This is a genomic window from Streptomyces sp. NPDC029169, assembly GCF_055563935.1.
In genome coordinates this window covers 128,800-148,694 of sequence record NZ_JBVHXA010000014.1, presented here as the reverse complement: position 1 = coordinate 148,694, position 19,895 = coordinate 128,800, and the positions used below count along the sequence as shown (strand labels likewise).

Below are 19,895 nucleotides of genomic sequence, written 5' to 3'. Positions count from 1 at the left end.
CCTATGCCCTAGCGGGCATGGGGGGACCCCCAGACGGCGGGCCCTTCGCCGTTCCTCTGCGACACTGGTAGGACCATGCCCAAGCCCGGAGAACTCACTTTCGTCGCGCCCCGCGGAGCCAAGAAGCCGCCGCGGCACCTTGCCGACCTCACGCCCGCCGAGCGCAAGGAGGCCGTCGCCGCGATCGGCGAGAAGCCGTTCCGCGCCAAGCAGCTGTCCACGCACTACTTCGCGCGGTACGCCCACGACCCCGCCGAGTGGACCGACATCCCCGCCGCCTCGCGCGAGAAGCTGCAGGGGGAGTTGCTGCCCGACCTGATGTCCGTGGTCCGGCACATCTCGTGCGACGAGGACACCACCCGTAAGACCCTGTGGAAGCTGCACGACGGCACGCTCGTCGAGTCCGTGCTCATGCGGTACCCGGACCGGGTCACCATGTGCATCTCCTCGCAGGCCGGCTGCGGGATGAACTGCCCGTTCTGTGCGACCGGGCAGGCCGGGCTCGACCGGAACCTGTCGACCGCCGAGATCGTGCACCAGATCGTCGACGGAATGCGCGCCCTGCGCGACGGCGAGGTGCCCGGGGGGCCCGCGCGGCTGTCCAACATCGTCTTCATGGGCATGGGCGAGCCGCTCGCCAACTACAAGCGGGTCGTCGGCGCCATCCGCCGGCTCACCGACCCCGAGCCGGACGGGCTCGGGCTCTCGCAGCGCGGGATCACCGTCTCCACCGTCGGCCTGGTGCCCGCGATGCTGCGCTTCGCCGACGAGGGCTTCAAGTGCCGGCTCGCCGTCTCGCTGCACGCGCCCGACGACGAGCTGCGCGACACCCTCGTGCCCGTCAACACGCGCTGGAAGGTCCGGGAGGTGCTGGATGCCGCGTGGGAGTACGCGGAGAAGTCCGGGCGCCGGATCTCCATCGAGTACGCCCTCATCCGCGACATCAACGACCAGGCCTGGCGGGGTGACCTGCTCGGGCGGCTGCTCAAGGGCAAGCGGGTCCACGTGAACCTGATTCCGCTGAACCCGACGCCCGGCTCGAAGTGGACCGCGTCGCGGCCCGAGGACGAGAAGGCCTTCGTCGAGGCCATCGCGTCCCACGGCGTTCCGGTCACCGTCCGTGACACCCGCGGTCAGGAGATCGACGGTGCCTGTGGACAGCTGGCGGCCTCGGAGCGCTGACCTTGTAGTCTGTGCTCGAACACATCTCCATATTCCGACAGGGGAGCGCCACAGCGCTGAGAGTGCGGTCATCGGACCGCAGACCCTCTGAACCTCGCCCAGGTCATTCTGGGTAGGAAGTTCGGTCGTAACTCGAGCTGTTGCGCCCTGCCCACCTTCCGGTGGGCAGGGCCGCGTCTCTTCCTGGTCACACCCAGGAGGACATTTCCGTGAACACGAAGAAGATGGCCGCCGCGGCCATCGCCGCCGCGCTGGGCGTCACCACCCTCGCCGCATGCGGCGGCACCGAGGACAAGGCCGGGGAAGCCCGGACGGACAAGACCGTCACCCTCGTCAGCCACGACTCCTTCAGCGCCTCGAAGGAGGTCCTGGCGGAGTTCACCAAGCAGACCGGCTTCACGGTCAAGGTCCTCAAGAGCGGCGACGCCGGCGTGGCCGTCAACAAGGAGATCCTGACCAAGGGCTCCCCGCAGGGCGACGTCTTCTTCGGCGTCGACAACACCCTGCTCTCCCGCGCGCTCGACAACGGCATCTTCGTGCCGTACGAGGCGAAGGGCCTCGACCGGGTGCCGACCGCGGTACAGCTCGACAAGGAGCACCGCGTCACCCCGGTCGACACCGGCGACATCTGCGTCAACTACGACAAGAAGTACTTCGCCGACAAGAAGCTCGCGCCCCCGCAGACCTTCGACGACCTGGCCGAGCCGGCGTACAAGGACCTGCTCGTGGTCGAGAACCCCGAGAAGTCCTCCCCGGGCCTCGGCTTCCTCCTCGGCACCGCCGCGCAGTACGGCGACGAGGGCTGGCAGGACTACTGGAAGAAGCTCAAGGCCAACGGTGTGAAGACCGTCGACAGCTGGGAGCTCGCCTACAACCAGGAGTTCTCCGGCTCCGCAGGCGGCAAGAAGGCGAAGGGGGACCGGCCGCTGGTCGTCTCGTACGCCTCCAGCCCGCCGGTCGAGGTCCTCTACTCCGAGCCGCAGCCGAAGGAAGCGCCCACCGGCGTCTCCACCGGCACCTGCTTCCGGCAGATCGAGTTCGCCGGACTGCTGAACGGGGCGAAGAACCCCGAGGGCGGCAAGGCGCTGATCGACTTCCTGATCTCCAAGAAGTTCCAGGAGGACATGCCGCTCCAGATGTTCGTCAACCCGGTGGCCACCGACGCCACCCTCCCGGAGCTCTTCACCCAGCACGGGGTCGTGATCGACAAGCCGCAGACCATGGCGCCCGAGAAGATCGCCGAGAAGCGTGACCAGTGGATCCAGTCGTGGTCCTCGACCGTTCTGAAGTAGTCCCCGACCGCCGGGGAAGCGCGGTGCGGCTCGGCCTGATGGTCGTGCCCGTCGCGTTCTTCGCCCTCTTCTTCGCCTGGCCCGTCGCCTCGATCGTCGAGCGCGGGCTGCGCGGAGACGGGGGCGGGGCCTGGGAGTTCGACCGGTTCGCCGAGACGCTGAGCCGGCCGGAGATCCTCGACGTCCTCTGGTTCACCCTGTGGCAGGCACTCGCCTCCACCGCGCTGACCCTGCTGATCGCCCTGCCCGGCGCCTACGTCTTCGCGCGCTTCGACTTCCCCGGCAAGGGGCTGCTGCGCGCGGTCGTCACCGTGCCGTTCGTGATGCCGACCGTCATGGTCGGCACCGCCTTCCTGGCGCTCGTCGGGCGCGGCGGGCTCCTCGACGAGCTGTGGGGCATCCGGCTCGACACCACCGTCTGGGCCATCCTCCTCGCCCACGTCTTCTTCAACTACGCCGTCGTCGTCCGGACCGTCGGCGGTCTGTGGGCGCAGCTCGACCCGCGCCAGGAGGAGGCCGCCCGCGTCCTCGGCGCCTCCCGGTTCAGCGCCTGGCGGACCGTGACCCTGCCGGCGCTCGCCCCCGCCATCGCCTCGGCCGCGCTGATGGTGTTCCTCTTCACCGCCGGCTCCTTCGCCATCGTCCAGATCCTCGGCGGGCCGGCGTACTCCACCCTGGAGACGGAGATCTACCGGCAGACGGTCGACCGCTTCGACCTGACGACCGCGGCCGTCCTCACCATCGTCCAGTTCGTGGCCGTCGGCGTCGTGCTCGCCGTGCACGCCCGGAGCGTACGCAGGCGGGAGACGGCCCTGAAGCTCGTCGCGCCCGAGCAGACCGCGCGGCGGCCCAGGGGCCCCGGCCAGTGGGCGCTCTTCGGAGGCGTCCTCGCCTCCATCGTCCTGCTGCTCCTGCTGCCGCTCGCCGTGCTCGTCGAGCGGTCCTTCGACACCCCCGGCGGGTACGGGCTCGACTACTACCGGGCCCTGCAGTCCGTCGACCCCTCCGGCACCTTCCTCGTGCCCATGGCCGACACGATCGCCAACTCCCTCCGGTACGCCGTCGTCGCCACCGCCCTCGCCCTCGTCATCGGCGGACTCGCCGCGGCCGCCCTCACCCGGCGGGCCGGACGGCTGGTGCGCGGCTTCGACGCGCTGCTGATGCTGCCGCTGGGGGTGTCGGCGGTGACGGTGGGCTTCGGCTTCCTGATCACGCTCGACGAGCCGCCGCTCGACTTGCGGGCGAGCTGGATCCTCGTACCGCTCGCCCAGGCGCTCGTCGGCGTCCCCTTCGTCGTACGGACGATGCTGCCCGTCCTGCGCGCGGTCGACGAGCGGCTGCGGGAGGCGGCGGCCGTGCTCGGCGCCTCTCCGCTGCGGGCCTGGCGCGAGGTCGATCTGCCGCTGGTGCGGCGGGCGCTGCTCATCGCGGCCGGGTTCGCCTTCGCCGTGTCGCTCGGGGAGTTCGGCGCGACCGTCTTCATCGCCCGGCCCGACAACCCGACGCTCCCGGTCGCCGTCGCCCGGCTGCTCGGCCGACCCGGCGAGCTCAACTACGGCCAGGCCATGGCCCTTTCGACGATTCTGATGGTGGTGTGCGCGGTGGCCCTGCTGCTCCTCGAACGGCTCCGTACCGACCGGACCTCCGGGGAGTTCTGATGCTGACGATCCAGCACGCGACGGTACGGTTCGGGGTGCGGGCCGTGCTCGACCACGTGGACCTGGCGGTGGCCGACCACGAGATCGTGTGCGTGCTCGGGCCCAGCGGCAGCGGCAAGTCCACGCTGCTGCGGGCCGTCGCGGGGCTTCAGCGCCTGGACGAGGGCCGGGTGCTGCTCGGCGGCGCGGACCAGGCCGGGGTGCCGGCGCACCGGCGCGGCGTCGGGCTGATGTTCCAGGACCACCAGCTCTTCCCGCAGCGGGACGTCGGCGGCAACGTCGCCTTCGGGCTGCGGATGCGCGGTATGAACCGGGGGGAACGGGACACGCGGGTACGGGAGTTGCTGGAGCTCGTCGGGCTGCCCGGGGCCGCGGGGCGGGCCATCGCCTCGCTCTCCGGCGGCGAGCAGCAGCGCGTGGCGCTCGCCCGCGCCCTCGCCCCCCGCCCTCGCCTGCTGATGCTGGACGAGCCACTCGGTCAGCTCGACCGGGGGCTGCGGGAACGGCTCGTGGTCGAACTGCGGCGGCTCTTCGGTCAGTTGGGTACGACGGTGCTCGCCGTCACCCACGACCAGGGGGAGGCCTTCGCGCTCGCCGACCGGGTCGTGGTGATGCGGGACGGCCGGATCGCCCAGTCCGGGACGCCGCTGGAGGTCTGGCAGCGGCCGGCCTCCGCGTTCGTGGCGCGCTTCCTGGGCTTCGAGAATGTGGTGGCGGGGACGGTGAGCGGCGCGGCCGCGGACACGGTGTGGGGCAAGGTCCCGGTGCCGGACGGGTCGCCTCAGGGCGCGCGGGAGATCCTCGTCCGCCCGGACGGCGTGCGCCTGGGTGCTCCGGCGGACGGGCTGGCCTGCACGGTCGAGGCGCGTACGTTCCGTGGCACGCACGTCGCCGTCCTGTTGCGCCCGGCCGAGGGGCCGCCGCTCGAGGCGGAGTGTCCTCTGCGCGACGCGCCGGAGGAGGGCGCGGAGGTGGGCGTGACGTTCGTGGCGGACGAGGTCATGGTGCTGGGTTAGCCCGGCGGGTTGGCGGGGGCGGGACGGTGCGGCCCGGTGCGGCCCTGTGGGGGTGCGCCCGGCCTCCGGCCGGGCTGGGGTTCCCACCCGCACCACCCGTACTACTTGGAGATATAGGTGCGGGTCCCCCTGTGGGTGGCCGGGCGCCGTCGGCGGCGTGCGCGGGTGGGGTGGGTCGGCCCGCCGGATCGGGGTGCGGGTCTACGGGACGGGTACGGGTGTGGGTTCTGGGTGGGGCGTCGGGGGTGGGGGCTCGGTGGGCTCTGGGGTGCCGAACCAGGCCACCGCCACCGCGCCTGCGACCGCCAAGGTGAAGCCGAGGATGGCCAGCCAGGCGAAGCCGGGGCGGGAGGCGTCGCCGAGCCACCACACGCCGATCATCCCGGGGAGCACGGTCTCGCCGACCACGAGCGCCGCCGTCGCCCCGTTCACCGAGCCGATCTGGAGCGCGACGGTGTGCAGATACATGCCCCCGGCCCCGGCGACGACGATCGCGTACAGCGCCGGGTCGGTGAGGAGCGTGGGGAGGTCGAAGGGGTCGACGCCATCGAGGATCCGTACGCCCACGCCGAGCGCACCGAAGCCGAGCCCCGAGAGCAGACCGGCCAGGATCGCCGCCCGCGCGCCCAGGAGCCGTACGAGAACCGTGCCGCCCACCATCAGGAGCAGGGAGACCGCGAGCAGCCACCAGTGCGTGGCCATCGGGGTGTGCCCGCTGCCCTCCGGGCCCGCCGCGCTCGCCAGGAGTACCAGCGCCGAGCAGACCACGCCGATGGACGTCCACTCCGCCCGGGTGAGGCGGATACCCAGCAGCTTCACGCTGAGGACCGCCGTGATCACCAGATTCGCGCTGATCACCGTCTGTGAGAGGAACAGCGGCAGCAGCCGGGCCGCGAGCGCCCCGAGGCCGAAGCCGACGAAGTCCAGGATCGTGCCGACGACGAACTCCCAGGTCATCGCCGCCTTCGCGGTCGAGGACAGGCTCGGCCCGCCCCGGCCGGTGACCTGTCCGGCCGCGGCGGCCTCGCGCCGGGCGGACTTGCGCGACCCGACGGCCTGGAGCACGGAGCCCGTGCCGTAACAGATCGAGGCGGCGACGGCGGTCAGCAGTCCTATGAGCACCGAGAGGCTCCGTTCCGGAAAGGTTGGTACGGACTGCCAGACGTGGAATCGGGCGTCGAAGTTGCCTCCCGCGGCCACCGGCGGTGATCAACTCGCCTACCCTGCTGCGAGTGAGCGGAATAGATCTGGGCAACGGAGTGGTCGGCGCCATCCTCAGAGTCGTGTTCGCCACCCTGTTCCAACAATGGACACAGGACATCTGGTTCAGGGTCCGGCGCCGTTCGGCGGGGATGGTCCGCAGCCTCACCTTCCGGGAGCAGCAGGGCGGGGCGTGGTCGACGTTCTCCCTCGGACCACTGCACACCTCCGCGCTGATCGTCGAGGGCGACGGGGACCGGGCCATCGCCCCCGAGTCCATTCACGTCCAGGTCCTCACCGAGGAGGTCGAGCTGCCCGGCGAGATGGCCGGCTGGCGCGCCGAGATCGAGGCGGAGGAGAGCCGCGCGGCGGCGTCCGGCGAGCGGGCGCCGGTGTGGAACGGGCCGCGGTACGCCGTCGAGAGCCTGGAGATCTCCCGGAGCGCCCTCGACGAACAGTCCGAGGTCCACCTGCGTCTGCGGCCGACGGACTACTACACCTTCCTCGCCGCCCAGCAGCTGGACCGCAGACTGCCGGACGGATCCACCCCCCGGTCCCGCTACCTCGACGCCGAACAGCCCCTGGCAGCCCCCGCGTTCCTGCAGTGCAGCTTTGCCGTCAACGTCGCCGTGGTCACCTCCGACCACCTGCTCGTGGTGAGCCGGCGCAGCGACCGGGTCCGTATGGCGCCTGGCGTCTGGAACTCCTCCGTCAACGAAGGGCTCTCGCGCCACATCGACTCGGCCGGCCGCAACGCCCCCGACCTGGACGCCGTCGCCCGTCGCGGCATGCGCGAAGAGCTGTCGTTGGAGCCGCACGAGTACACGCTCGCGCTGCTCGCCTTCGTCCTCGACGTGGAGAAGCGCCACTGGAGCGCCCATTTCTACGCCCGGCTGGGCGATATGACGGGCGATCAGCTTCGATCGCGCATGAGCAGGGGCGTCGCCGACCGCTGGGAGCACCAGGCGATCGAGTACGTACCCTTCCGCTCGGCCGACGTGACCCGGTATCTGCTGCGGCCGGACCGGATCCACCGCTGGGCGCCGCTGGCGCCCGCGCTGTTCCATCTGGCGCTGGTGCATGTGCACGGCAGGGCGTCGGTGGAGCGGGCGGAGGCGCAGGCGGTACGGAGGCTCTAGGCGGCGCGACCGGCCAGGCGGCGCAGTGCTTCCGGGGCCTCGTCGATCGAGTCCACCAGGGCGATCCTCGCCTCCATCGGGCGCTCGGCGGCGAGCGACTGGAGCAGCGGCCACGCGGGCAGCCGGTCCGTCCAGTGAGCGTGGTTCACCAGGACCATGGGGGTGGGCTCGCCCCGCGACTCGTAGTAGTTCGGAGTCGTGTTGTCGAAGATCTCCTGCACCGTGCCGGCCGCGCCGGGCAGGAAGACCACGCCCGCGTTGCAGCGGGCGAGCAGGCCGTCCTCGCGGGTGGCGTTGGCGAAGTACTTGGCGATGTGGCCCGCGAAGGGGTTCGGCGGCTCATGGCCGTAGAACCAGGTCGGGATGCCGACCGAGTCGCCGCCCTTCGCCCAGCGGGCGCGCACCTCGAACGCGGCGCGCGCCCAGTCCGTGACGGAGGGGATGAACGAGGGTGCCTTGGCGAGGAGTTCGAGCGCCTCGTCGAGGACGTCGTCGGCGAGCGGGGCGGTGTACGCGCCGAGGTTCGCCGCCTCCATCGCACCGGGGCCGCCGCCGGTCGCCACGGTGAGCCCGGAGCGGGCCAGCGACCGGCCGAGCCGGGCCGCCCCGGCGTACGCGTCGGTGCCGCGGCCCATCGCGTGGCCGCCCATGACGCCGACGACCCGGTGGCCGGCGAGGAGCTCCTCGAGGGCGTCGGAGATGGCGTCGTCGTGGATGGAGCGGAGCATCGACGCGAAGATGTCGCCGTCGGCCTTCGTCCGCTGGAACCAGTCGTACGCGAGGAAGTCGGGGGTCGCCTCGTACCCCTCGTCCTCGACGCGGTCGAACAGCTCCTCGGGGGAGTAGAGCAGGGCGCGGTACGGATCGAACGGCAGATCCGGTATGGGCGGGAAGACGAGGGCCCCGTCGGCGCGGACCTTGGCGGCGGCCTCGGGCTGGAGCTCGCAGCCGAGGAAGACGGCGCCGGTGGCGGGGGTGGAGAGGAGCGCGAAGGTGCGGTCGGTCAGGTCGACGGACTGGATTCTGTATCCGAGGAGGGACCCGCGGGTGATGACCTCGTCGAACTCGGCGGGGGTGTGGATTTCGCGTTCGTGAGGGCGGGTCATGGGGACCAGGGTAGGGCCCTCGTGGTGCGGGGGCTTGCGGCGGGCGCCGGGGCCGTGGGTGCGGGGCGGTCGGGGCGGACGCGCCCGCCGAGGGCGCCGTTCCGTTGTGCCCACCCGTTCCGCCCCAGCGGAACGAATGCCCACAACGGGGGGTGGGTGGCGGAACGAATGCCCACAACGGGGGTGGGGGTGGGCGGGACGATTGCCCACAGCGGGATGGGAGGCGCCGCGGCGTCAGACCCTCAGCGGGACTGCTGCCAGTTCGCCCACCAGCCAGGTCAGCGGCAGGAACACCGTCAGGAGGATGCCCGCGCGCATCAGGGCTGCCGTGCGGAGGACCGTGGGTGGGGCGCCGAGGCGGATCAGGGCCTCGGTCGTGTGGGCGCGGCACTGCTTGGACTCCAGGGCCGCCGTCAGCAGCGTCGCCGTCGTGCAGGCCATCACCAGCGCCGCGCCCAGGCCGGTCAGCGGCCCGAAGTCGCCCGTCCCGGAGTCGTACAGCGTCGCTGCCGCGAGCGCGCCCGAGGCCACCGCGCACACCACGCCCAGCGGGCGCCCGATGCGGCGGGACTCGTCCATCAGGACGCGTCCCGCGAGGAGCCGGGTCGCGCCCGGGCGGACCGCCTGGAGCAGGCGGCCGCACCAGTGGGTGATGCCGGGGCCCGCCATCGCGAGGCCGATCGCCGTGAGGATCCAGCCCGCGAGGACCCCCGCCGGGCTGCCGTCGAAGCGGCCCGGGAGCGGAAGCCCGCCGTCCCCGCCGCCCTGTCCTGCATACGTCTCGACCGCGAGGCCGACCGCGAGCAGGGCCACGCCCCAGGGCAGGCCCGAGGGGGCCGTCTTCTCCGCGCCCTCGGGGGGCGCGGAGGTCTTCCGGGGGCGCAGGGTGAGCGCGGCGGCCGTGGAGGCGGCCACCGGCAGGATCGCGAGGAGGGTGAGCGCGGCGGCGAGCGGGATCGGCCGGCCCGCGCCGAGCAGCTCGGCGGCCGCCCCGTCGAACGGGAGCCCCGTGATGTCCCCGCGCAGGTGCAGGTAGAACAGCAGCGCGACCATCGAGCCGAGCGTGCAGGCGACGGCCGTCGAGGCCGCCGCGATCGCCGTGAGCCGGGCCGGGCCGAGCCCGATCGCCGAGAGTCCGGGCCGCGGCCGGGTGCTGGGATCCGTACGGGCCACGGCCACCGCGAAGTGCACGGTCGCCGCCATCGGGATCAGGCACCACAGCAGCCGCAGGGTCGCGGCGGACGACCGGTCCGGGTGGCCCACGGCGTACCCCAGCGTGCACAGCAGCAGAAAGCCGACCCCCGCGGCCGCCGCGGCGACCAGGAGGCGCCGCAGCAGGACGAGGGGGTGGGTCCCGCGGACTAGACGGAGAGCGAGCACGCGGCGACGCCCTCCGCCCCGGTGGTCGGCGTCACGGTGCCCACGCGGCGCCCGTCGAGCAGGGCGACCGAGCGGTCCGCGAGGCCCGCGACCTCGGTGTCGTGGGTGGCGAGTACGACCGTGATCCGGTGCGAGCGGGCCGCGGCCGTGAGCGTCCGCAGCACCTGCGCCCCGTCGGCGCGGTGCAGGGAGGCGGTCGGTTCGTCGGCGAAGAGCACGGACGGCGTGGTGACCAGGGCCCGGGCGATGGCGATCCGCTGCCGCTGCGACTGGGTCAGCGCGTGCGGGCGCTTGCGTGCGCACACCCCGATGTCGAGCCGCTCCAGCCACTCCATGGCGGAGGACTTCGCGGTCCGGTGCGAGACTCCGCGCAGCAGGAGCGGCAGGGCCGCGTTCTCCCAGCCGGTCAGCTCGGGGACGAGTCCGGGCTCGGGGTCGATCCAGCCGAACCGGTCGCGGCGCAGCCGTTCGCGCTGGGCCGGGCTCATGGTGTGCACGGGGCTGCTGTTGAACCAGACCTCGCCCTGCTGGGCGAGCGTCTGCCCCGACAGGCAGCGCATCAGCGTGGTCTTGCCGCTGCCGCGCGGGCCGACCAGGGCGAGGATCTCGGCCTCGCGCACACCCAGGGAGACGCCGGTGAGTACGTCCGAGCCCTCCAGGGTGCAGTGCAGGGAACGCGCCCAGAGCACGTCGTTGTCCGGTGGGGCCATCGCGTACACCTCGATGTCGGATCCGATACTTGCGTTCCCCCGTCCGGGGGAACGAGGGGACGGGCCTGTCGGTCACTGGGGGTCTGTCGGCACCGTAAGGATTCAGATCGGGTTGTACGCACAGCACACGGCCCGGGCCGCCGCCATCCACTCGGATGGCGGCATGCCCGGGCCGGGGTCACGCCGTGAGGGCGGCGTGAGGTCCTGCGGGACCGGTCAGAGCTTGGTCCACGCCTCGGTGAGCACCGAGCGCAGGATGCCTTCGATCTCGTCGAAGGTGCCCTGGTCGGCGATCAGCGGCGGGGCCAGCTGGATGACCGGGTCGCCACGGTCGTCGGCGCGGCAGTACAGGCCGTTGTCGAAGAGCGCCTTGGAGAGGTAGCCGTAGAGCACGCGCTCGGTCTCCTCGTCCGTGAAGGACTCCTTGGTGACCTTGTCCTTGACGAGCTCGATGCCGTAGAAGAAGCCGTTGCCGCGGACGTCGCCGACGATCGGGAGGTCGTGCAGCTTCTTCAGGGTGTCGAAGAAGTTGCCCTCCTGGTCGAGGACGTGCTGGTTCAGGCCTTCCTTGTCGAAGATGTCGAGGTTGGCGATCGCGACCGCCGACGACACCGGGTGGCCACCGAAGGTGTAGCCGTGCAGGAAGGTGTTGTCGCCCTTGTAGAACGGCTCGGCGAGGCGGTCGGAGACGATGCAGGCACCGATCGGGGAGTAGCCCGAGGTCATGCCCTTGGCGCAGGTGATCATGTCCGGCACGTAGCCGAACTTGTCACAGGCGAACATCGTGCCGAGGCGGCCGAAGGCACAGATCGTCTCGTCCGAGACGAGCAGCACGTCGTACTGGTCGCAGATCTCGCGGACCCGCTGGAAGTACCCGGGCGGCGGCGGGAAGCAGCCGCCGGCGTTCTGCACCGGCTCAAGGAAGACGGCCGCGACGGTCTCGGGGCCCTCGAAGAGGATCTGCTGCTCGATCTGGTCGGCGGCCCAGCGGCCGAAGGCCTCGGGGTCGTCGCCGTGGATCGGGGCGCGGTAGATGTTGGTGTTCGGCACCTTGTGCGCGCCGGGGACCAGCGGCTCGAAGGGGGCCTTCAGGGCCGGCAGACCGGTGATCGACAGGGCGCCCTGCGGGGTGCCGTGGTAGGCGACCGCACGCGAGATGACCTTGTACTTGGTGTGCTTGCCCTGCAGCTTGAAGTACTGCTTGGCGAGCTTCCACGCGGTCTCGACGGCCTCGCCGCCACCAGTGGTGAAGAAGACCTTGTTCAGGTCGCCCGGGGCGTAGTGCGCGAGACGCTCGGCGAGCTCGACGGCCTTGGGGTGCGCGTACGACCACACGGGGAAGAACGCGAGCTCCTGGGCCTGCTTGTACGCGACCTCGGCCAGCTCCTGGCGGCCGTGTCCGGCGTTGACCACGAAGAGACCCGCGAGACCGTCGAGGTAGCGCTTGCCCTTGTCGTCGAAGATGTAGGTGCCCTCACCACGCACGATGGTCGGCACGGGGTTGTTCTCGTACGAGGACATGCGGGTGAAGTGCATCCACAGGTGGTCGTACGCGGTCTTGGACAGGTCCTGGGTCACGATTATCGAGTTCCCCACATATAGGTCTGCTTCTTGAGCTTGAGGTAGACGAAGCTCTCCGTGGAGCGCACGCCGGGGAGGGTGCGGATGCGCTTGTTGATCACATCCAGCAGGTGGTCGTCGTCCTCACAGACGACCTCCACCATCAGGTCGAACGAGCCCGCGGTCATCACCACGTACTCGCACTCGGCCATGGCCGTCAGCGCGTCCGCCACCGGATCCAGGTCACCCTCGACGTTGATGCCGACCATCGCCTGCCGCCGGAATCCCACGGTGAGCGGGTCGGTGACGGCGACGATCTGCATGACGCCCTGGTCGAGCAGCTTCTGGACGCGCTGCCGTACGGCGGCCTCGGAGAGGCCCACGGCCTTGCCGATGGAGGCGTACGGACGGCGGCCGTCCTGCTGGAGCTGCTCGATGATCGCCAGGGAGACGGCATCGATCGTCGGGGACGAACCGGATCCGGTTCTGGAGTTCGTGCTTTGACTGGCCACGCATCCACTGTGCACCGAGACTCGTCTGTCTGGCAAGCCCGGAGCGATGAAATTCGTTGTTTTCGCTTCACGATCACACTGAATCCGAAGTTGACGGGTGCCGGGCCTGTCGAAAGCGTCCGCCGAGCGACTACTGTGGGGGTGTCTCATCCACCGGGACACCGCACGACGACGTGCGACCAAGAACGTGACAGGAGGGGTGGCAAGTGACCACCGAGCTGCGCCGGCTGCGTAACTACATCAACGGGGAGTTCCGGGACGCCGCCGACGGACGGACCATCGATGTGGTCAACCCGGCCACGGGCGAGGTCTTCGCCACGTCTCCGCTCTCCGGACAGGCGGACGTCGACGCCGCCATGGACGCGGCCGCGGCCGCGTTCCCGGCCTGGCGTGACACCACGCCCGCCGAGCGCCAGAAGGTCCTGCTGAAGATCGCGGACGCCTTCGAGGAGCGCGCCGAGGACCTGATCGCCGCCGAGGTCGAGAACACCGGCAAGCCGACCGCTCTCACCGCCAGCGAAGAGATCCCGCCGATGGTGGACCAGATCCGCTTCTTCGCGGGTGCCGCCCGGATGCTCGAGGGCCGCTCGGCCGGCGAGTACATGGAGGGCATGACCTCGATCGTCCGCCGCGAGCCGGTGGGTGTCTGTGCCCAGGTCGCGCCGTGGAACTACCCGATGATGATGGCCGTGTGGAAGTTCGCCCCGGCCCTCGCCGCGGGCAACACGGTCGTCCTCAAGCCCTCGGACACGACCCCCGCGTCGACCGTCCTGATGGCCGAGATCATCGGTTCCATCGTGCCCAAGGGCGTCTTCAACGTCATCTGCGGCGACCGCGAGACCGGCAAGGCGATGGTCGAGCACCCGACCCCGGCGATGGCCTCCATCACCGGTTCGGTCCGCGCCGGCATGCAGGTCGCCGAGTCGGCGGCCAAGGACGTCAAGCGCGTCCACCTGGAGCTGGGCGGCAAGGCCCCGGTCGTGGTCTTCGAGGACGCCGACATCGCCAAGGCCGTCGAGGACATCGCGGTGGCGGGCTACTTCAACGCCGGCCAGGACTGCACCGCCGCGACCCGTGTCCTCGTGCACGAGTCCATCCACGACGAGTTCGTGACGCAGCTGGCCAAGGCCGCCGCCGACACCAAGACGGGTCAGCCGGACGACGAGGACGTGCTCTACGGCCCGCTGAACAACCCGAACCAGCTGGCGCAGGTCACCGGCTTCATCGACCGCCTCCCGGCCCACGCCAAGGTCGAGGCGGGCGGCCACCGCGTCGGCGACAAGGGCTACTTCTACGCCCCGACCGTCGTCTCCGGCCTCAAGCAGGACGACGAGATCATCCAGAACGAGGTCTTCGGCCCGGTCATCACGGTGCAGTCCTTCCGTGACGAGCAGCAGGCCCTGGAGTACGCCAACGGCGTCGAGTTCGCCCTCGCGTCCTCGGTCTGGACGAAGGACCACGCCCGCGCGATGCGCATGTCGAAGGCCCTGGACTTCGGCTGCGTGTGGATCAACACCCACATCCCGCTGGTCGCGGAGATGCCGCACGGCGGCTACAAGAAGTCCGGCTACGGCAAGGACCTCTCGGCGTACGGCTTCGAGGACTACACGCGCATCAAGCACGTGATGACGTCCCTCGGCTGAGCCGACGGATCTACGACGCGGCCCCGGCACCTTGATCGACAAGGTGCCGGGGCCGCGGTCGTCCGGTCGGCGGACCGTCCATTGCCCGACCACCGTGACCCCGTTTTTGAACGCGTTCATGACGGGCGTAGGGTGCTGTCATGAACGATGTGAACGGGCCGAGAGCCCTTCTCCGGCGTATCCGTGTGTGGCTGGTCGTCTTCATCGTCTGCCTGGTGCTCAGCGGGCTCACCGCCTTCCCGCTCGTCACTGAACTCCACCTCGTCGAGGACACGTTGACGTCCTGGGCGGCTCCGGTGGGGGAGCTGTTCCCCGGGCTCGTGGAGTGGATCGAGCGCGTACGGGACGGTCTCGACGCCGCCGACGCGCAGTACCCCTTCGTGCTCTACGGCACCGACTGGCTCGCCTTCGCGCACCTCGTCATCGCCGTCGCGTTCTACGGGCCGTACCGCGACCCCGTACGGAACATCTGGGTCATCGAGTTCGGCATGATCGCCTGCGCCGGGATCATCCCCCTCGCCCTCATCTGCGGCCCGATCCGGGACATTCCTTTTTGGTGGTCGGTCATCGACATGTCGTTCGGTGTCTTCGGCGTGATCCCGCTGCTCGTCGTGCGGCGGATGATCAAGCGGCTCGAGGTGGTTCAGGCCGTCGGCGCTCCGTAGGCCGCCACCATCAGGGCCAGGGCGACGCGGTTCGTGCCCTGGCCCTTCGCTTCGGTCGCGTTGACGCTGTAGACCAGCGTGCGCGAGCCGTCGCGGGTCGAGGCGATCGCCGCGTTGTAGCCCCAGCGGCCGCCCGACTTGCCCCACACCTCCCGCCCGCCGAGCTTCTTCATCGAGAGCCCGACGGCGTACGCGGCAGGCTTGCCGCTCGTGAAGTCCGGCACCTGGGGCAGCGTGAACATCTCCTCCAGGAGCGGCCCGTGCACCAACCGCCCCTGGAACAGGGCCTGGACGAAGCGCTCCAGATCGTCCGTGGTGGAGATGATGTCGCCGGCCGCCCAGCCGTCCGTCGCGCCCCACACCGACACGTCGCGCAGCCCGGTCGTGCCGTCCGCCAGTCGCATCGTCTGGTAGCCGTGGTTGTGCGGGCCGACGATCCGGGGGCTGGTCCCGGGGAAGTACGTGTCCCTGAGCCCCAGCGGCCGCAGCACCTGTGCGGCGACGACGTCCTCGTACCGCTCGCCCGTCACCCGCTCGATCAGCAGCCCGGCGATCGTGTAGCCGATGTTGAGGTAGTGCTGCCGGGTGCCGGGGGCGAACTCGGGCTTCTTCGCCGTCGCCGAGCGAACCATCTCGCGCGGGTCGTGCACGACGAAGCGGTTCTCGTACCACTCCTCGACCGTCGTGCCGGTGAAGTCGGGCGCCGGGATGCCGTGGGTGTGGTTGAGCAGCTGGCGGACCGTCACCTTCTCGTACGCCGCCGGGAACAGCTCCGGCAGATACGAACGGGCCGTGCGGTCCAGGTCGAGCCGCCCCTCGGCCGCCAACTGGAGAGCGACCGCGGCCGTGAAGACCTTCGTCACCGAGCCGGCCCGGAAACGGGCGTCCGGGTCGGCGGGCCGGTTCGTCCGCAGGTCGTGGACGCCGGAGGCGCCGCGCCAGACGCCCTCGGTGCCGCCGACCCGTACCAGCGCCGCCGTCGCGTCCTTCGACGGAAGCCCGGCGATCGCCGCCGCCAGGGCCGAGTCGGCGCTCGACGCCGACACGGGCACGGGGGTGGCCGCGGCCGGCAGGACCGCCGGGCCGGCCGCGACGCCCAGGACGAGGGCGGAGGCGAGCAGGGTGCGGGTACGTGCGTTCATGGTCAACTCCGGTGCGGTGAGCCGTTGTTCTCGACGACTCCCATCCTGCTGACCTGCGACGGAACCCGGATCGCCGGAGCGGGGGATCTTCGCCCGCCCCGCTCATCCCCCGGCCGGGGGAGAACCCGCCGTGACAAGACCGCTCTCGTACGCGCAGATCACCGCCTGGATCCGGTCCCGCAGCCCCAGCTTCGCGAGCACGTTCCCGACATGCGTCTTCACCGTGTGGTCGCTGACCACCAGCTCCGCCGCGATCTCCGCGTTCGAGAGCCCGCGCGCGAGGAGCAGCAACGTCTCCCGCTCGCGGGCCGTCAGCGCGTCGAGCCGTGGGTCGGGCCGGGGCGCCCGCCGCGCGGGACGGGTGTACTCCTCGACCAGCCGCCGGGCCACGGACGGGGCGAGGAGAGAGTCGCCGCGCGCCACCACCCGTACCGCGTGCACCAGATCGTCCCGGCGTACGTCCTTCAGCAGGAACCCGCTCGCGCCCGCGTGCAGCGCCTCGTAGACGTACTCGTCGGAGTCGAACGTCGTCAGCATCACGCTCCGGCACCCGCTTCCGGCGCTGATCGCCCGGCAGGCCTCGATGCCGTCGAGCAGCGGCATCCGGATGTCGAGCAGCGCCACCTCGGCGGAGTGCCGGCGCACCGCCTCGACCGCCGCCGCGCCGTCGCCCGCCTCCGCGACGACCTCGATGTCCGGCTGGGCGTCGAGAATCATCGAGAAGCCGCTGCGGACCAGCTCCTGGTCGTCGGCCACCACCACCCGGATCGTCAACGCGTCACCTCCGCCACGGAGGGTACGGGGAGCTCCACCCGTACCTCGAAGCCCCGGCCGTCCGGCCCCGGGCCGCTCGCCGCCGTACCGCCGTGCGCGGCCGCCCGCTCGCGGATCCCGACGAGCCCGTGACCCTCGGCCGCCGTCCGCGCGCCCCGCCGCCTTCCGCGCCCGTCATCCGTCACGACCACCTCCAGCACACTCTCGCCGTACGCCAGTCGTACGGACGCGGTACGCGCCCCCGCGTGCTTCACCACGTTGGTCAATGCCTCTTGCACGATCCGGTAGACCGTCGCTCCGGTGGCGGCCGGCAGGATCCGTACGCCGCCCGTCGTCCCGTACGTGACGTCGAGCCCACTGCCCCGCACCCGCTCCACCAGCTCCGGCAGGCCGCCGAGGTCCGGCTGCGGATCCCGGGGAGCGGCGCCCTCCGCCCCCTCGTCGCGCAGCACGCCCAGCATCCGGCGCAGCTGCGCCATCGCGTCCCGGCCCGTCGCGGAGATCGCGTCGAACGCGGCCTCCGCCCGCTCAGGAGCCGACCGCACCGCCACCGGACCGGCCTCCGCCTGCACGATCATCAGGCTCACGGCATGGGAGAGGATGTCGTGCATCTCCCGTGCGATCCGGGCCCGTTCACGTGCCGCCGCCTGCTCGGCCTCGACGCGGGCGGCCCGCTGCCGGGCGTCGGTGAGCCGGCCGAAGACGTACGCCGCCGCGAACACGAAGAGGGAGAAGGTCAGTTCACGCGCCGACCGGGTGTTGAGCCACACCGACAACGGCACCGCGACCACGAGCAGCAGCATGGTCGCGAGCCGCTGCCAGGGCGGCGCGAGCGCGGCGATCGTGTGGACGACGACGAGCCCGGTGTACGGCAGGGGCTGGCCAGGACCCTCCACCGCCAGCTTGTACAGAGCGCTCGCCGCAAGGACCGCGAGCAGCACGGCGAAGGGCGCGCGCCGCCGCCAGACCAGTGGGAGCACGGTGAGCGTCGTCAGCCCGTACGCCGGCCAGCTCGCCGGCTCCAGTTCGGGCGGGCGCGGTACCACGAACGGCATCGTCATCGCGGCCTGGACCAGCAGCGCGACCCCTACGTCCACGGCGAGCGGATGGGAGGCCCCGAGCCGCCGGGCCCGCTCCCACCACCCCCGTACGTCCCCCCGTATGCCCATCAGTCGGTCGTCACCTTTCGCAGTTCGGCGGCGAGCGCGTCCACGCGGTTGGTGGTGATCGCGTCCACCCCGTGGGACAGGAGCCTGCGCATGGTGCACCGGGTGTCCGCGGTCCAGGCCGAGAGGAGGTAGCCGTCCCGGTGGACCCATTCCACCAGCTCCCGACTCACCAGACCGAAGCGGTAGTTGAGCCAGCGTGGCCGCACCGCGTCCAGGAGCGCGGCCCGGGGCGGGGCGAGGGTCGTCCAGGTCAGCGCGATCTCGGCGGCCGGGTCGGCGGCCCGCACCTGGAGCATGGCGGTCCCGCCCGCGCAGTAGTAGACGCGCTCGGCCGCGCCGCACTCGCGGACCGTGCCGACGATGGTGCGGACCGAGTCCTCGTTCCCGCCGGGCAGATCGAGCATCAGGCGGTACGGTTCGGCCGCGATCAGCGCCTCGCGCAGCGTGGGGACGCCGTCGTACGTCAGCTCGCCGAGCTGCGCCAGGGTGAGCGAGGACAGCGTGCGGTCGTGGCCCCACAGCCGCTTGAGCGTGGCGTCGTGGAGCAGGACGGGGACGCCGTCGGCGGTGAGCCGGACATCGACCTCGATGGCGTCCGCGCCCGCCTCGATCGCCGAGACGATCGAGGCGAGGGTGTTCTCGCGGACGCGGTACGGAACGCCGCGGTGGGCTACGACAGTGACGTGGTCCATGGGGCCATTGTCGCGAGTGTCAGCGCGCGAGGCACTTCTCCGTGTAGCTGTCGATCTCCGCGGCGATGCGGGCCTTGCCGGCCGGGTCGAGGAAGGAGGCCTCGACCGCGTTCTTTGCGAGGGCCGCGAGACCGCGCTCGTCGAGGTCCAGGAGCCGGGCGGCGACCGCGTACTCGTTGTTCAGGTCGGTGCCGAACATCGGCGGGTCGTCACTGTTGATCGTCACCAGGACGCCGGCCTTCACCATCTCCTTGATGGGGTGCTCGTCCAGGTCGGCGACCGCCCGGGTGGCGATGTTCGAGGTCGGGCAGACCTCCAGGGCGATCCGGTGCTCCGCCAGGTGGGCCAGGAGGGCGGGGTCCCGCACGGCGCTGGTGCCGTGACCGATGCGCTCGGCCCGCAGGTCGTTCAAGGCGTCCCAGATGGTCTCCGGTCCTGTCGTCTCGCCGGCGTGCGGGACGGAGCGCAGGCCGGCCGCGATCGCCCGGTCGAAGTACGGCTTGAACTGCGGGCGCGGCACCCCGATCTCCGGGCCGCCGAGCCCGAACGACACCAGGCCCTCCGGGCGCAGGTCGACCGCGAGCCGGGCGGTCTCCTCCGCGGCCTCCAGGCCGGCCTCGCCGGGGATGTCGAAGCACCAGCGAAGGACGACGCCCAGCTCGGCCTCGGCGGCCACGCGGGCGTCCTCGATCGCGGCCATGAAGGCCCGCTCGTCGATGCCGCGACGGGTCGAGCTGTACGGGGTGATGGTCAGCTCGGCGTACCGGATGTTCTGCCGGGCCATGTCGCGGGCGATCTCGAAGGTCAGCAGCCGGACGTCCTCCGGGGTGCGGACGAGGTCCACGACCGAGAGGTAGACCTCGACGAAGTGCGCGAAGTCGGTGAAGGTGAAGTACGCGGCGAGCGCCTCGGGGTCGGCGGGGACCTTGGAGTCCGGGTGCCGGGCGGCCAGCTCGGCGACGATCCGGGGAGAGGCGGAGCCGACGTGGTGGACATGCAGCTCGGCCTTGGGAAGCCCCGCGATGAAGGAACGCAGATCGGTCATCCGATCATCG

Annotated in this window: 18 protein-coding genes; 7 read left to right on the top strand and 11 right to left on the bottom strand. The window is 71.3% G+C overall.

The window, feature by feature from the left end:
* Positions 1–75 precede the first annotated feature (75 nt).
* The 4 genes from rlmN to ACZ4VI_RS24720 all read left to right on the top strand — a co-directional run bounded on the left by rlmN (position 76) and on the right by ACZ4VI_RS24720 (position 5,148).
* Entirely contained in the window at positions 76–1,182 is a 1,107-nt protein-coding gene (gene rlmN, locus ACZ4VI_RS24735; protein WP_468002504.1) for a dual-specificity RNA methyltransferase RlmN, read from the top strand.
* Between the two features lie 224 nt (positions 1,183–1,406).
* Positions 1,407–2,474, top strand: a complete 1,068-nt coding sequence (locus ACZ4VI_RS24730; protein WP_468002598.1) for a thiamine ABC transporter substrate-binding protein — start codon at positions 1,407–1,409, stop codon at positions 2,472–2,474.
* Between the two features lie 38 nt (positions 2,475–2,512).
* Positions 2,513–4,132 (top strand): ABC transporter permease, encoded by a 1,620-nt coding sequence (locus tag ACZ4VI_RS24725; protein WP_468002596.1) that lies wholly within the window; start codon positions 2,513–2,515, stop codon positions 4,130–4,132.
* Positions 4,132–5,148: an ABC transporter ATP-binding protein gene (locus ACZ4VI_RS24720; RefSeq protein WP_468002503.1), complete on the top strand. Its 1,017-nt coding sequence runs from the start codon at positions 4,132–4,134 to the stop codon at positions 5,146–5,148. The genes ACZ4VI_RS24725 and ACZ4VI_RS24720 overlap by 1 nt, the downstream gene beginning before the upstream one ends.
* A 201-nt stretch (positions 5,149–5,349) precedes the next feature.
* Here the strand turns inward: ACZ4VI_RS24720 and ACZ4VI_RS24715 are convergent, their stop codons facing one another.
* The gene (locus ACZ4VI_RS24715) at positions 5,350–6,270 is read right to left on the bottom strand and encodes a hypothetical protein (protein WP_468002501.1); all 921 of its coding nucleotides are present in this window, start codon (positions 6,268–6,270) and stop codon (positions 5,350–5,352) included.
* Between the two features lie 110 nt (positions 6,271–6,380).
* Here ACZ4VI_RS24715 and ACZ4VI_RS24710 point away from each other — a divergent pair, with 110 nt between their 5' ends.
* Positions 6,381–7,487, top strand: coding sequence for an NUDIX hydrolase (locus ACZ4VI_RS24710; protein ID WP_468002499.1), 1,107 nt, complete (start codon positions 6,381–6,383; stop codon positions 7,485–7,487).
* Here ACZ4VI_RS24710 and ACZ4VI_RS24705 read toward each other — a convergent pair.
* From ACZ4VI_RS24705 to ACZ4VI_RS24685, 5 genes are all read right to left on the bottom strand, one after another.
* A complete protein-coding gene (locus ACZ4VI_RS24705) occupies positions 7,484–8,593 on the bottom strand; it encodes an LOG family protein (RefSeq protein ID WP_468002497.1) in 1,110 nt (369 codons plus the stop codon). The genes ACZ4VI_RS24710 and ACZ4VI_RS24705 overlap by 4 nt on opposite strands.
* A 234-nt stretch (positions 8,594–8,827) precedes the next feature.
* Positions 8,828–9,973, bottom strand: coding sequence for a hypothetical protein (locus ACZ4VI_RS24700; protein WP_468002495.1), 1,146 nt, complete (start codon positions 9,971–9,973; stop codon positions 8,828–8,830).
* Complete coding sequence (locus tag ACZ4VI_RS24695) at positions 9,955–10,683, bottom strand: ABC transporter ATP-binding protein (RefSeq protein WP_468002494.1); 729 nt, start codon at positions 10,681–10,683, stop codon at positions 9,955–9,957. The genes ACZ4VI_RS24700 and ACZ4VI_RS24695 overlap by 19 nt, the downstream gene beginning before the upstream one ends.
* Before the next feature lie 216 nt (positions 10,684–10,899).
* The gene (locus ACZ4VI_RS24690) at positions 10,900–12,279 is read right to left on the bottom strand and encodes an aspartate aminotransferase family protein (protein WP_468002492.1); all 1,380 of its coding nucleotides are present in this window, start codon (positions 12,277–12,279) and stop codon (positions 10,900–10,902) included.
* On the bottom strand, positions 12,264–12,755 hold the full coding sequence (locus ACZ4VI_RS24685) for an Lrp/AsnC family transcriptional regulator (protein ID WP_468002490.1): 492 nt from the start codon (positions 12,753–12,755) through the stop codon (positions 12,264–12,266). Before ACZ4VI_RS24685 ends, ACZ4VI_RS24690 begins: the two co-directional genes overlap by 16 nt.
* Positions 12,756–12,961: 206 nt before the next feature.
* Here ACZ4VI_RS24685 and ACZ4VI_RS24680 point away from each other — a divergent pair, with 206 nt between their 5' ends.
* Positions 12,962–14,398: a gamma-aminobutyraldehyde dehydrogenase gene (locus ACZ4VI_RS24680; protein WP_468002489.1), complete on the top strand. Its 1,437-nt coding sequence runs from the start codon at positions 12,962–12,964 to the stop codon at positions 14,396–14,398.
* A gap of 140 nt (positions 14,399–14,538) precedes the next feature.
* The gene (locus ACZ4VI_RS24675; RefSeq protein ID WP_468002487.1) at positions 14,539–15,063 is read left to right on the top strand and encodes a hypothetical protein; all 525 of its coding nucleotides are present in this window, start codon (positions 14,539–14,541) and stop codon (positions 15,061–15,063) included.
* On the opposite strand, the gene ACZ4VI_RS24670 is transcribed toward ACZ4VI_RS24675, so the two are convergent.
* The 5 genes from ACZ4VI_RS24670 to ACZ4VI_RS24650 form a co-directional block, all read right to left on the bottom strand.
* The gene (locus ACZ4VI_RS24670) at positions 15,042–16,205 is read right to left on the bottom strand and encodes a serine hydrolase domain-containing protein (protein ID WP_468002485.1); all 1,164 of its coding nucleotides are present in this window, start codon (positions 16,203–16,205) and stop codon (positions 15,042–15,044) included. The two genes, ACZ4VI_RS24675 and ACZ4VI_RS24670, sit on opposite strands and share 22 nt — an antisense overlap.
* Before the next feature lie 102 nt (positions 16,206–16,307).
* Positions 16,308–16,979, bottom strand: coding sequence for a response regulator (locus tag ACZ4VI_RS24665; protein WP_468002483.1), 672 nt, complete (start codon positions 16,977–16,979; stop codon positions 16,308–16,310).
* Positions 16,976–18,148, bottom strand: coding sequence for a sensor histidine kinase (locus ACZ4VI_RS24660; protein WP_468002482.1), 1,173 nt, complete (start codon positions 18,146–18,148; stop codon positions 16,976–16,978). Before ACZ4VI_RS24660 ends, ACZ4VI_RS24665 begins: the two co-directional genes overlap by 4 nt.
* The gene (locus tag ACZ4VI_RS24655) at positions 18,148–18,840 is read right to left on the bottom strand and encodes a glycerophosphodiester phosphodiesterase (RefSeq protein WP_468002480.1); all 693 of its coding nucleotides are present in this window, start codon (positions 18,838–18,840) and stop codon (positions 18,148–18,150) included. The genes ACZ4VI_RS24660 and ACZ4VI_RS24655 overlap by 1 nt, the downstream gene beginning before the upstream one ends.
* 19 nt (positions 18,841–18,859) lie before the next feature.
* Positions 18,860–19,885: an adenosine deaminase gene (locus tag ACZ4VI_RS24650; protein WP_468002478.1), complete on the bottom strand. Its 1,026-nt coding sequence runs from the start codon at positions 19,883–19,885 to the stop codon at positions 18,860–18,862.
* Positions 19,886–19,895 lie beyond the last annotated feature (10 nt).